At 70.6% G+C, this 12,651-nt stretch carries 9 protein-coding genes; 8 read left to right on the forward strand and 1 reads right to left on the reverse strand.

Translation table 11 applies throughout. The features are described 5' to 3' along the window. Positions 1-170: 170 nt before the first annotated feature. Positions 171-2,855 carry a magnesium-translocating P-type ATPase gene (mgtA, locus tag ACWEOI_RS13670; protein WP_452359797.1) on the forward strand — a complete coding sequence of 895 codons (2,685 nt, stop codon included), beginning with the start codon at positions 171-173 and terminating at the stop codon, positions 2,853-2,855. A gap of 38 nt (positions 2,856-2,893) precedes the next feature. Here the strand turns inward: mgtA and ACWEOI_RS13675 are convergent, their stop codons facing one another. Further along, positions 2,894-3,292 carry a pyridoxamine 5'-phosphate oxidase family protein gene (locus ACWEOI_RS13675; RefSeq protein ID WP_433673373.1) on the reverse strand — a complete coding sequence of 133 codons (399 nt, stop codon included), beginning with the start codon at positions 3,290-3,292 and terminating at the stop codon, positions 2,894-2,896. A gap of 480 nt (positions 3,293-3,772) precedes the next feature. Between ACWEOI_RS13675 and ACWEOI_RS13680 the strand changes: the two genes are divergently transcribed. From ACWEOI_RS13680 to ACWEOI_RS13710, 7 genes are all read left to right on the forward strand, one after another. Next, a complete protein-coding gene (locus ACWEOI_RS13680) occupies positions 3,773-6,043 on the forward strand; it encodes a heavy metal translocating P-type ATPase (RefSeq protein WP_452360140.1) in 2,271 nt (756 codons plus the stop codon). Positions 6,044-6,236: 193 nt separating this feature from the next. Next, the gene (locus ACWEOI_RS13685) at positions 6,237-7,115 is read left to right on the forward strand and encodes a DUF302 domain-containing protein (RefSeq protein ID WP_433666025.1); all 879 of its coding nucleotides are present in this window, start codon (positions 6,237-6,239) and stop codon (positions 7,113-7,115) included. Positions 7,116-7,197: 82 nt separating this feature from the next. Then, a complete protein-coding gene (locus tag ACWEOI_RS13690) occupies positions 7,198-7,752 on the forward strand; it encodes a flavodoxin domain-containing protein (RefSeq protein ID WP_433666026.1) in 555 nt (184 codons plus the stop codon). A 28-nt stretch (positions 7,753-7,780) separates the two neighbouring features. Further along, entirely contained in the window at positions 7,781-8,260 is a 480-nt protein-coding gene (locus tag ACWEOI_RS13695) for a DUF2267 domain-containing protein (protein WP_452359798.1), read from the forward strand. Then, positions 8,257-8,433: a hypothetical protein gene (locus ACWEOI_RS13700; protein WP_452359799.1), complete on the forward strand. Its 177-nt coding sequence runs from the start codon at positions 8,257-8,259 to the stop codon at positions 8,431-8,433. The genes ACWEOI_RS13695 and ACWEOI_RS13700 overlap by 4 nt, the downstream gene beginning before the upstream one ends. Continuing rightward, the gene (ppsA, locus tag ACWEOI_RS13705) at positions 8,426-10,735 is read left to right on the forward strand and encodes a phosphoenolpyruvate synthase (protein WP_452359800.1); all 2,310 of its coding nucleotides are present in this window, start codon (positions 8,426-8,428) and stop codon (positions 10,733-10,735) included. Before ACWEOI_RS13700 ends, ppsA begins: the two co-directional genes overlap by 8 nt. 124 nt (positions 10,736-10,859) lie before the next feature. Beyond that, complete coding sequence (locus ACWEOI_RS13710; protein WP_433666030.1) at positions 10,860-12,587, forward strand: GAF domain-containing protein; 1,728 nt, start codon at positions 10,860-10,862, stop codon at positions 12,585-12,587. Positions 12,588-12,651: the final 64 nt, after the last annotated feature.

Here is a 12,651-nt window from a genome sequence, read left to right on the forward strand (position 1 = left end):
AGCGATTACGCAGCGAAGGCGCCCGGAAGGGCGTCTCCGGCTGCGCCGGTCCGGGGGCACCGCCCGGTCGCCGCAGCGGCGGCAAGTCCTCGGCTACAGGGCCTTTGGTCCTCGACCCGCGTGCGGCCGGGCCCTATCGATTCCCGCGTTCCAGCGCAACCCTCGAAGGCATGTCGATGCACGCTCGCGCGACTGTCGCGAATACCGGCCCGCGCCAACCGGTTCACTCCCTCTCGGCCACGCTCGCCGCGTCGCGACCGATCGAGCAGGTGATGACCGCGCTGGACAGCGGCGATGCCGGTCTGACCGAAGCCGAGTACACCCGCCGGGCGGGCGTGTTCGGCCCCAATGCCGTTCGGACCCATCGGGTTCGGCTCGGATCGGTCGTCACCAGGCAATTGCGTTCCCCGCTCCTGCTGCTGCTCGCCGTGACAGCCGCGGTCGCCTTCTTCCTCGGCGAGCGCACCGACGCGGTGGTCATCGGCGTGATCGTGGCCATGTCGGTGGGTCTCGGCACCATCAACGAGTTTCGCGCCGGGCAGGCCGCCGACGCGCTGCGCGACCGCATCCGGCACCGGGTCGTGGTGGTGCGCGACGATGTGGCCCGATCGATCGACCTGGTGGAACTGGTGCCCGGAGACATCGTCGATTTGCGGGCCGGGGAACTGGTGCCCGCGGATCTGCGGCTGCTGTCGTCCACCGGGCTGCACTGCGATGAATCGGTGTTGACCGGCGAGCCCGAACCGGTGCGCAAGTCACCGGACGCGGTGCCCGCGGGCAGCCCGATCGCGGAACTGACGTCCTGTGCGCTCATGGGTACGGTGGCCGCCTCCGGCACCGGCCGCGGCATGGTGATCGCGACCGGTGGTGACACCGAATTCGGGCGTATCGCGGCCGGTTTGGCGCACCGGGAGCCCGAGACCGAGTTCCAGGTCGGACTGCGCCGGTTCTCGATGCTGCTGGTCCGAGTGGCCGCCGTCCTGACGATCGGCATCTTCGCGGTGAACCTGGTCCTGCACCGTCCGCTGCTGGACGCGCTGATGTTCTCGCTGGCGATCGCGGTCGGGATCTCACCCCAACTGCTCCCCGCGGTGGTATCCACCGGCCTGGCGGCCGGGTCGCGACTGCTGGCCCAGCGCAAAGTGCTCGTGAAGCGGCTGGTCTGCATCGAGGACCTCGGCGATATCGAAGTGCTGTTCACCGACAAGACCGGGACGCTGACCGAGGGCCGGATCGAGTTCGTGCGCGCGGTCGCCGCGGACGGGGCGGACAGCGCCGACGTCATCGCGCTCGGCCTGGTCTGCACCGACGGCTCGATCGAGAACGGCGCTCTGGTCGGCGGCGACGCGCTCGACACCGCACTGTGGGCGGCGCCGGGCGCGCCCCGGGCAGCGGTGCGGGGGTATTCGTGGTCGGCGACACTGCCTTTCGATCATCGGCGCCGCATGGTGTCGGTCCTCGTCGATTCACCCGCGAGCGGACGCGTCATCGTCACCAAGGGCGCGCCCGAGGCCGTCCTCGCCCGCTGCGAGCAGGTGCCCGAGTCCGCGATCAGAGCCCTCGACGCGGAGTTCGCGGCCGGGCACCGGGTGGTCGCCGTGGCCACCCGTGCCGCCCCCGGGACGACTTCGTTGACGGCCGCCGAGGAGACCGGCCTGCGGCTGGCCGGCTTCCTGGTCTTCCTCGATCCGCCGAAATCCTCTGCGGCCGCGGCGATCAGCCGCCTGACAATGCTGGGAATCACGGTCAAAGTGATCACCGGTGATCATCCGGGCGTGGCCGCGCAGGTGTGCGAACGATTGGGTCTGCCGGTGAACAGCGCCCTCTCCGGCGCCGAGGTGGACCGGCTCACCGACCGCGAGCTCGCCGAGAAACTGCCCACCACCACGGTTTTCGCGCGCATCGACCCCGAGCAGAAGGCGCGCATCGTGCGCGCGCAACGCTCGCTCGGCGTCGACGTCGCTTTTCTCGGCGACGGCGTCAACGACGCGCTCGCCCTGCACGCCGCCGACGTCGGCATCTCCGTGGACGCGGCCACCGATGTGGCCAAGGACGCCGCCGATGTGGTGCTGCTGGAGAAGGACCTGCAGGTGCTCGCTGACGGCGTCACCCAGGGCCGCCGCGTCTTCGCCAACACCATGAAATACGTCCTGATGGGAACGTCCAGCAATTTCGGCAATATGTTCAGCGCGGCGGGCGCCTCGGCGTTCCTGCCCTTCCTGCCGATGCAGCCCTCGCAGATCCTGCTCAACAATCTGCTCTACGACGCCGGGCAGCTCGCCATCCCCACCGACCATGTCGACGAGGAGCAACTGGCCCGCCCGTCGCGCTGGGATATCGCGCTGATCCGGCGGTTCATGCTGGTGTTCGGCCCGATCAGCTCGATCTTCGACTTCGCCACCTTCGGCGTCATGCTGTGGGTCTTCCACGCCGGCGAAACCCTGTTCCACACCGGTTGGTTCGTCGAATCGCTGGCCACCCAGACCCTGGTGTTGTTCGTGATCCGTACTCGCAGAACGCCGTTCTTCCGCAGTCATCCCAGCGTCGTGCTGCTGGCCGCCGCTCTGATCTCGGTCGGGATCGGCGCGCTGCTGCCCGTGACTCCGCTGGCGCCCGCGCTCGGTTTCGCGCCGCTTCCCGCCGGATTCTTCGCCGCCCTCCTCGTCATGATCATGGTGTATCTCGCGCTCGCCGAGGCCGCGAAACGCTGGTTCTTCCGAACGCCCCCGCCCGTCCCCGCCGCCCGCGACCGCCGCACCGATCACCGATTGCGCCGTCGCGCAGCACGTTTCGCCGCCGGAGCCCATTCCGGGCCGGGGACTTCCGCACAGCCGGTACAGGCATCTGGTCCCTAGAGCCTCCGTGGCCGGGTGCGGCGTGCTTCACGCATGAACTAGCCCGCCCGCTTCGCCACGAGCCGCACCCCGGTCACCAGGGTCGGCTCGATGGCGACGATGGAATCCATCGTCCCGTCCACCCACGGCTGCAGCATCTCCTCATACCGGGCGACGCGTTCGGGATCGGTCACCGGGCGGGCGATACCCGTCACCACCACCGACCATCCGAGCTGCTCGACGGGATCGATGTCATCGGCTTCGTAAGCTACGACGACATTCTCGTCCGCGCGCACCGTCGAGGTGAGGCGTGAGGTGAGGCGAGTTCGCACGATGACGATCTCGCCATCCTCGACCAGGTGGTTCACCGGCCGCACGGCGGGCAGCGCGTCACGGGTGAAGATCACCCGCCCGAACGGCACGCTCGCCAGCAGCCGCAGCGCCTCGTCCCGCCCCATGGCCACGGTCGCGCGGGGACCGAACGAACGCTCGGCGGGCCCGTTCACGCGAAAGCTCCGGACACCCGGCGCGCCCGCGGGCCGAATGCCTCCGGCCACAAGCGCATTCGGACCGATAGAGCTTCGTAGGCGCGCATGAACTGACAACCCTTTCTCACGGCCCCTGGCATGATGCGTTCCCCTGGATCAATGTCATCACCGATACCCGTCGGCCCCACAGGGTCGAAGGTCCCATCTCGGACGTCCTTCCGGCACCGGGCGCGTTCAACGAACACCCAACCCGTTCCGGACTGCGGGCCGCGCGGTCGATCACCGGCCGACGGGTCCAAAGGCAGTCTTTCCGAGGGACTGTGGCCCTGTGGTGTGCCGCGTTCGTGCGATGCACTTCAGAGGAACACGATCCCGGCGGGAAGGGAGCATCCTGTGCCCGATCCAGAAGAACGACACCGGTGGGAGCGGTACACCGGTGTCGCGAGCGCGTTGCTGCTGGCCGGCACCATCGTGCCGCTGCTGGCGGGTGTGATCGCCCGGGTGGCCGGTGCGATCACCGTCGCCGACTGGTGCTGGGCCGCGGGCACGGTGGTGGCCATAGTGCCCGCGCTGTGGTGGGTGGTCTCGGCGCTGCGGCGCGGGCGGGCGGGCGTCGACCTCATCGCCGTGCTGTCGCTGGGCGGCACGCTGCTGGTCCACGAATACCTCGCCGGGGCGTTGATCGCGGTCATGCTCAGCGGCGGGCACGCCCTCGACGCGGCGGCCGAACGCCGGGCGACGCGGGATCTGCGAGCGCTCCTCGAACGGGCCCCGCGATCGGCGCGGCGCCGACGCGGAGCGGTGGTGCGGGTCGTCGGCCTCGACGAGATCACCGCGGGCGACATCCTGGTCATCGCTGCCGGAGAAGTGGTGCCGACCGACGGCAGGATCCTGGATTCGGTTGCGGTACTGGACGAATCGGCGTTGACGGGGGAACCGTTGCAGGTCGAACGGGCCGCCGGGGAACCGGTCCGCAGCGGCGTGCTCAACGCCGGTGCGGTATTCGAGATGCGGGCCACCGCGACCGCCGAGGAGAGCACCTACGCCGGCATCGTACGGCTTGCCCGGGAGGCCGGGGCCGACACCGCGCCCACCGTCCGCCTGGCCGACCGCTACGCCGCCTGGTTCCTCCCCCTCACCCTGGCCGTCGCCGCCGCGGCCTACTGGTTCAGTGGTTCCCCGACTCGCGCGGTGGCGGTGCTCGTCGTCGCCACGCCTTGTCCGCTGTTGCTGGCCGCGCCCGTCGCGATCGTGTCGGGACTGTCCCGCGCCTCCCGCGTCGGCGTCGTGGTCCGCGGCGGTGGGGCATTGGAGAACCTCGGCCGCGCAACCACTCTGGTGATGGACAAGACCGGAACCGTCACCGCCGGGCGGCCCGTCGTCACGGAGGTGGCCGCGGCCCCCGGCACGGATCCGGCGTCGCTGCTGCGGCTGGCCGCCTCGGTCGATCAGCTCTCACCGCACGTGCTGGCCGCGGCGATCGTGACCGAGGCGCTGACGCGGGGCCTGCGATTGGAGGTCGCCACCGAGGTTTCCGAGCGGGCGGGGCACGGCGTGAGCGGCGTGGTCGACGGTCGCCGCGTGCAGGTCGGCAAGCTGCCCGACGCCGCGGCCGTTCCGGGCTGGGCCCGGCCGGTCATGAATCGCGCCCGGCTCGATTCCGCCGCGATCGCCTGGATCACCGTCGACGACGACCCGCTCGGGGCCGTGCTGCTGCGCGACCCGTTGCGGCGGCACGCGCCCCGCACGCTGCGGCGACTGCGCGAGGCGGGACTGAACCGGCTCGTCATGCTGACCGGTGATCGCCCCGAACCCGCCCGGGAAGTCGCCACCGTGCTGGGCCTGGACGAGGTGTACGCGAACCAGAGCCCCGCCGACAAGGTCGAGGCCGTCCGGCTGGAGAGCGACGAGCACGTGACGGTGATGGTCGGCGACGGCATCAACGATGCCCCGGCGCTGGCGGCGGCGACGGTCGGCGTGGCCATGGGCGCACGCGGATCGACCGCGTCGTCGGAGGCCGCCGACATCGTTCTCACCACCGACCGGTTGGACCGGCTCGCCGATGCCATGGACATCGCCCGCCGCTCGCGCCGCATCGCGGTGCAGAGTGCGACCGTCGGGATGGGGCTGTCCCTGCTGGCCATGGTCGTCGCGGCGGGCGGGTGGCTGCCACCCGCGGCGGGCGCGCTGCTCCAGGAGGCGATCGACGTCGCCGTCATCCTGAACGCGCTGCGGGCCTTGCGCTCCGGTCCCGCGAGCGGGCACGCCGTGCCGGTCGACACCGACGAACTGCTCCGGCATTTCGCCGCCGAACACGAGACCCTGCGCGACACGCTCGCGTCGCTGCGGGCGGTGGCCGATCGAATCGCGGAACGCCCCGATGCCGAAGCGCTGAAGGCGCTCGAGACCGCGCACCGCTTCCTGGTCGAGGATCTGCTGCCGCACGAGCGCGCCGAGGAGACGAAGCTCTACCCCGCGCTGGCCGGGCCGCTCGGCGGATCCGAGGCGACGGCGACCATGAGCCGGGCGCACGCCGAGATCCAGCGATTGACCACGAGAATCGGGACCCACCTCGAATTGGCCCGGGCGCGTGGCGATTTCGATCCCGACCAGATCGACGATCTGCTCGCCTGCCTCTACGGGCTGCACGCCGTCCTGCGCCTGCACTTCCTGCAGGAGGAGGAGAACTACTTCGTCCTCGCCGCCGACGAACGGCTGTGATGGTGGCCGGCGTGCGCGGAGCTCTCGACCTCGCGCGCAACTCCACGGTGGGCATGATCCCAGGACCTCGGCCTCTCGGACACTCGGCACGGCAAGGTCATCGACTTGTTCCCGCCCTGCCGGGACCTTCTCCTCTGGAACCACGACCGGCCGATGCGCAGGCTGATGGGACTGCTATCGAAGGAGGCGTGCGATGGAATACCGGGTCAACGTGTGCGAGACACCGCCGCAGGCGATCCTGCGCATCCCGTTGGAGATCCGCCCGGACCTGTTGAGCGAGGGCATCGTCAGCGGGATGGGCCAACTGAGCGAGGTCGCCGAGAAGGCGGGTCTCACCGCGAACGGCGCACCGACGATCACCTTCCATCGGGAGCTACCTGCCGAGGACGCCATCGTCGTCGACTTCGGGCTGCCGATCGAGGCGGCCCCGGCGCTGGGACCGAGTTCCGGGGCGGAACTGGTCATCCAGTCCCCGATCCTGGTGGCCCGCACCAGCCACCGTGGCGGCTACGGCGATATCGACGCGGCCTATCGCGCCCTGCGGGAGTGGCTGCGGCTGGCCGGTTATCGTCCCGTGGGCCCGCCGACCGAGGCATATCTCGTCGGGCCGGACGAGGTGAGCGATCCCCGGCTGCTGATCACCGAGATCCGGATCCCGGTGGCGCCCGCCCCGGCCATCGCGGTCCATCTGGCCACCACGTTCTCCGAAGCGGTGGACCGAACCCGGACAGCGTTGCGAGAGCGCGGATTCGAGGTCGTCACCGAATTCGACGTGCAGGCGTCGCTGCGCGAGCGGACCGGCGAGCACATCGAGGAGTACCTGATCCTCGGCGTCTGCAATCCCCAGCTCGCGGGTCTGGCCCTGGCCACCGACCGCGAGGCCGGGCTCCTGATGCCCTGCACCGTGGTCATCCGCGCCGAGGACACCGGCGTCCTGGTCGAGGCCGTCGATCCGACCGTGCTCGTCCAGGTCCTGGCCCGGCCCGAATTGGCCTCCTCGGCCGAGGAGATGCGCCGGATGCTCGCCGGGGCGCTGTCGGGACTGGATCAGCCCGCCGCCGCGGCGGGCTGACGGCGAGGCCGGGACCATGGTCCCGACCGACGCGGGTACGAGTCCTCTCACCGAATTTCGCCCGCACGAGCACGCTCGACACATGGAGACCACAGCCCCCCGCATCGCCGTCGTCTACGCCTCCGCGCAAGGGTCGACGCGCGAGATCGCCGATTTCATCGGCGCCTCGCTCTCGGCCCGCGGCGCGACCGTCGAGATCGCCGACGCCGAACACGCCCCCGACCCGACCCGCTTCAACGCCCTGATCCTCGGCAGCGCCGTCCACGACCGCGCCCTGCTGCCGGAGCTGGAGGGCTTCGTCCGCGACCACCGTCATGAACTGCGCGCACGGCCGGTCTGGCTGTTCAGCGTCGGCCTCGGCCCCGCCCTGGTCGGCCCGATCGGGCACCTGATGGGCCGGGCCGTCCCGAAGCGGATCGCCGAGGTCCGCGACGCGGTCATGCCGCGCGGATACCGCGCGTTCGCCGGTCACTACGAACGCGCGGGCGTCTCACTCCCGGCCCGCGCCCTGTATCGCCTGCTCGGCGGCAGCCGCTACGGCGACCTGCGCGACTGGACCGCCATCACCGCCTGGATCGACACCGTCGCCCAGGACCTGAAACTGCCTCGGCCGCAGGCCATCCCGACCCACCCCTGACCTTCCCTCCGCGAGAGAGTCCACGCCGATGAGCCATCACACCGACCCGTTCGCGCCCACGATCCATACCGGCCGCATCTGGCTGCGCACCATCGCCGACCGCCTCGGCACCGACGACCGGATGGCCGCGCACCAGGCGCTGCGCGCCTGGCTGCACACGGTGCGCGATCGCCTCGACATCGGTGCGGCAGCGCATCTGAGCGCACAACTGCCCACGCTGCTGCGGGGCGTCTACTACGAGGGCTGGATGCCCGGGCGGGTGCCGGTGCCGCACGATCCGCCGTCGTTCCTGCTCCAGTTCGCCCGGTCGGCGGACCTGTCGGAGGAGGAGGCGCGGCGGTCCGCCGCCGCGGTGACCGACGCGCTGGCGCAACTGTTCTCCCCCGGCCAGCTCGACCACGTCCTCGCCCAGCTGCCCGCCTCGCTGTGCCGCGTGCTGCTCGGCTCCGACTTCGGCGGCATCCTCACCGCGGCAGGCATTTTCGAATCCCCCGAGGCCCGTCCGTGACCATCCGGCACGCTCCCCTGTTCGTTGTCGCACTGCCCTTCGTCATCACCGGCCTCGAACTCGCCGGCGCAGCACCGACGGTGCTGCTGGGCGCGTTACTCGTCCTCGCCATCCCGATCCTGCTGTTGCTGCTGCTGCCGGGGTCGAAGAACACCTGGAGTAATCATGGGTGACTATGTCGCTACCTTCGACGAACTGCGACTGACCGACGCCGACCGCGCCGGCGGCAAGGGCGCCAATCTCGGCGAACTGGTCGCCGCGCGGCTACCCGTGCCAACGGGTTTCGTCGTCCTCGCCTCCGCCTACGAGGAGGTGATCCAGACCGGCGCGCACGGCCCCGAACTCGACGAGTTGCACACTCGGGGGCTCACCGTGGCGGCCGGGGCTTCGCGCATCGACACGCAGCAGCTCGACGAGCTGTGCCACCGCATGCGCGAACTCGTCCACGACACCCCGATCCCGCCCTCGGTCCGCGACGCGGTCCTGTCGGCGTACCACCGGCTCGGCGACAACGTCGCGGTGGCTGTCCGATCCTCGGCCGTCGGCGAGGACAGCGCGAACGCGTCATTCGCGGGAATGAACGTGTCGCGCACCAATATTCACGGCGACGACGCGGTGATCACCGCCCTGACCGACTGCTGGGCCTCCCTGTTCACGCCGCGCGTGCTGACCTATCGGGCGCGACGCGGCATGCACGATCGACCGGAGATGGCCGTGGTCGTCCAGCGCATGGTCACCGCCCGCTCGGCGGGAGTCGCATTCACCGCCGACCCCGCCACCGGCTCGCTCGACCGCATCGTCATCGACGCGGCGCGAGGCCAGGGCGAGGTGGTGGTGTCCGGGGCGGTCACACCCGATACCTATGTCCTCGACGCCGCGGGGCCGACACTGCTCACCAGCCAGATCGGCCGTCAGAGCTTCGTCATCGTGCCGGGTCCCAGCGGCGACCGGCGGGTCCAGCTCTCCGAATCCGAGGCCCAGGCCCCCGCGCTCACCGAGGACCAGGCTGTCGCCGTGGCCCGGCTCGCGCTCGAGGTGCAGGCCCACCACGGCGGCCGCCCCCAGGATGTCGAATGGGCCTTCGACGACGAGCACCTGTGGCTGGTGCAGGCCCGGCCGATCACCGTGCTACCCGACGACGCCGACGCGAAGCCACCCATGGCGCATACGGTCGAGGGCCGGGTCCTGGTCCGCGGCCTGGCCGCCGCGCCCGGCCGCGCCAGCGGACCGGTCCGCGTATTGCGTTCGCCGGCAGAGGGTTCCGCCCTCGGGGACGGTGAGATCCTGGTCGCTCCGATGACCAACCCCGACTGGCTACCGACGCTGTCGCGGGCCGCCGCGGTGGTGACCGACAGCGGCGGCATGACCTGCCACGCCGCCATCGTGGCCCGCGAACTCGGCATTCCGTGCATCGTCGGAGCCCGCACCGCGACCGCTCAGCTGGCCACCGGCGAGGAGGTCACCGTCGACGGTTCCGCGGGCCAGGTGTACGCCGGAAACCCGCTCCCGGCCTCGATCACGGCCGTCCCGCGCCCGGTCGCCCCGGTCGCCGCACCCGAGGCCACCGCGACGCGCGTCTACGTGAACCTGGCGCTGCCCGAAGCGGCCGAACGCGTCGCCGCCACCGGTGCCGACGGCGTCGGCCTGCTGCGCGCGGAGGTCCTGCTGACCCAGGCGCTGGGCGGGCGGCACCCGCGTGACCTCATCGCCCGCGGCGAGGACGAGAAGTTCATCCAGAGCATGACCGCCTCGATCCACCGGATCAGCTCCGCGTTCGGCACCAGGCCGGTCATCTATCGCGCCAGCGATATGCGCAGCAACGAATTCCGCGCACTCGAGGGCGGCGGCCGCTACGAACCCACCGAGCACAATCCGATGATCGGGTTCCGGGGCTGCTACCGCTACGTCCGCCAACCCGAGATGTTCCGGCTGGAGCTGGCCGCCCTGGCGCGTGTGCGCGAACGAACCCCGAACGTGCACTTGATGATTCCGTTCGTCCGCACCCGCTGGGAGCTGGAGGCCTGCCTGGAGCTCGTCGACGCCAGCCCGCTCGGCCGCCAGCGCGGACTGCACCGCTGGATCATGGCCGAGGTGCCCTCGGTGGTGTACCGCATGCCCGAGTACGTGGGACTGGGGATCGACGGGATCTCCATCGGCAGCAACGATCTCACCCAGCTCGTGCTCGGTGTGGACCGCGATTCCGAGGAGTGCGCCGAACTGTTCGACGAATCCGACGAAGCCGTGCTCGACGCCATCGAACAGATCGTCACCAGCGCGCGCACGCTGGGCATCACCTCCTCGCTGTGCGGCCAGGCGCCCTCCACCAAACCGGAATTCGTGGAGCACCTGGTGCGGGCCGGGATCACCTCGGTCTCGGTCTCCCCGGACGCGGTCGAGCGCACCCGGCGCGCGGTCGCGGCGGCCGAGCGCCGAGTCCTGCTGGACCACGCGCTATCCATGCCTTCCGGCAGGTGATCGCGGCTCGGCCTTCGATGTACGGGACTCGCGGCGCTCCGCACTAGAATCGGGACCGACCTAGAATCGGGGCAGGCCGTAACGGACAAATCGTGCGCGGATCCCTCACGTACAGGAAGACGATATGACCGTTGAGCCCCAGGACGGCTCCTACTCGGTGCGCGATACCCTCTCGCAGCTCCGGCTACGGGAATTGCTGGTAGAGGTCAAGGACCGGGTGGAGCTGATCATCGACGCCCGCGACCGCATGGACGGTCTGGTCGAGGCCATGCTCGCGGTCACCTCGGGGCTCGATCTCGATCAGACCCTGCGCACCATCGTGCACACCGCCATCAGCCTCGTCGACGCCCGCTACGGGGCTCTGGGCGTACGAGGACAGGATCAGCACGGGCAGGATCCGCTCGAGCAGTTCATCTACGAGGGCATCGACGAGGCGACCCGCGCCGAGATCGGCGAACTGCCCGAGGGCCGCGGCGTGCTCGGGCTGCTGATCACCCAGCCCAAGACCATCCGCCTGGACAACATCGCCGACCATCCCTCGTCGGTGGGCTTTCCGGCCAACCACCCGGCGATGCGCACCTTCCTCGGCGTCCCGGTCCGGATCCGCGACGAGGTCTTCGGCAATCTGTACCTGACCGAGAAGGCCGGCGGGCAACTGTTCACCGAGGACGACGAGGTGATCGTGCAGGCGCTCGCCGCGGCCGCGGGCACCGCCATCGACAACGCGCGGCTCTACCAGTCCAGCCGCACCCGCCAGGCCTGGATCGAGGCGACCCGCGATATCGCCACCGAGTTTCTGGCCGGAACCGCCCCCCAGGAAGTTCTCGCACACGTCGTGGCGCACGCGCGATCGCTCACCGACTCGGTGTGGGCCTTCCTGGCCGTCGACGACGAACCCGACCGCGACCCCGGCGATGTGGAAGGCCTGCGGATCAGCCAGTGTTCGGGCCCCGACGGCAAGACGCACAGCGGATTCGTCCGGACCTCCGGGACGGTGGTCGGGCAGGCGTTCCGGAAGGGCCTGCCCCAAAGCCTGGACCGCAGTGACGATCTCGGCCTCGACATCGCGCTCGACGCCGGGCCGGCGATGGTGCTGCCGCTCCACGCACAGGACTCGACGTTCGGGGTGCTGGTCATGGTCCGCCCGGCCGGGGCTGCCCCGTTCTCGGACGAATTGCAGGGGTTGGCGGCGGCTTTCACCGATCAGGCCGCCCTGGCCATCCAGCTGTCGGAAGCGCAGCAGCGCATGCGGGAACTCGATGTGCTCACCGACCGTGACCGCATCGCCCGGGATCTGCACGATCATGTCATCCAGCGACTGTTCGCGGCCGGGCTGAGCTTGCAGGGCACCGTGGCCCGCGCCCGGTCCGCCGAGATCCGGGAACGGATCTCCGACGTCATCAACGACCTCCAGGATGTGGTGCAGGAGATCCGCACCTCCATCTTCGACCTGCACGGCGGCGCCGAGGGCAGCACCCGGCTGCGGCAGCGGATCGAGGACGTCATCCGCAAGCACACCGCCGACACCGGACTGCGCACCTCGTTGCGCATCTCCGGACCGCTGTCGGTGGTGGCGGCCGAGTTGGCCGATCACGCCGAAGCCGTTGTGCGCGAAGCGGTCTCCAACACGGTCCGGCACGCGCACGCCGAGACGGTCGCCGTGACCATCGACGTCTCCGACGATCTCACCGTGCTGATCGCCGACGACGGCCGCGGCATTCCCGCCGCCATCACCCCCAGCGGTCTGCAGAACCTGGCCCGCCGAGCCGAACAGCTGGGCGGCACGTTCTCCTTCGGCAGCAATCCCGACGGCGCGGGGACCCTGCTGCGCTGGGCAGTGCCGTTGCAGTGACCGGACCCGAGCGCGGGTGCGCCGCCGACCCCGTACCGGGTTGACCGCGCATCCGCTGCGGCCG

It is taken from the genome of Nocardia sp. NPDC004340, from assembly GCF_053602575.1.

Bases quoted from the DNA above. Each gene is read 5' to 3' on its own strand.
- ACWEOI_RS13675 (WP_433673373.1), bottom strand. From the start codon at position 3,292: ATGGGGCGGGACGAGGCGCTGCGGCTGCTGGCGAGCGTGCCGTTCGGG.
- ACWEOI_RS13710 (WP_433666030.1), top strand. From the start codon at position 10,860: ATGACCGTTGAGCCCCAGGACGGCTCCTACTCGGTGCGCGATACCCTC.
- ACWEOI_RS13685 (WP_433666025.1), top strand. From the start codon at position 6,237: ATGGAATACCGGGTCAACGTGTGCGAGACACCGCCGCAGGCGATCCTG.
- ACWEOI_RS13695 (WP_452359798.1), top strand. From the start codon at position 7,781: ATGAGCCATCACACCGACCCGTTCGCGCCCACGATCCATACCGGCCGC.
- ACWEOI_RS13690 (WP_433666026.1), top strand. From the start codon at position 7,198: ATGGAGACCACAGCCCCCCGCATCGCCGTCGTCTACGCCTCCGCGCAA.
- ppsA (WP_452359800.1), top strand. From the start codon at position 8,426: ATGGGTGACTATGTCGCTACCTTCGACGAACTGCGACTGACCGACGCC.
- mgtA (WP_452359797.1), top strand. From the start codon at position 171: ATGTCGATGCACGCTCGCGCGACTGTCGCGAATACCGGCCCGCGCCAA.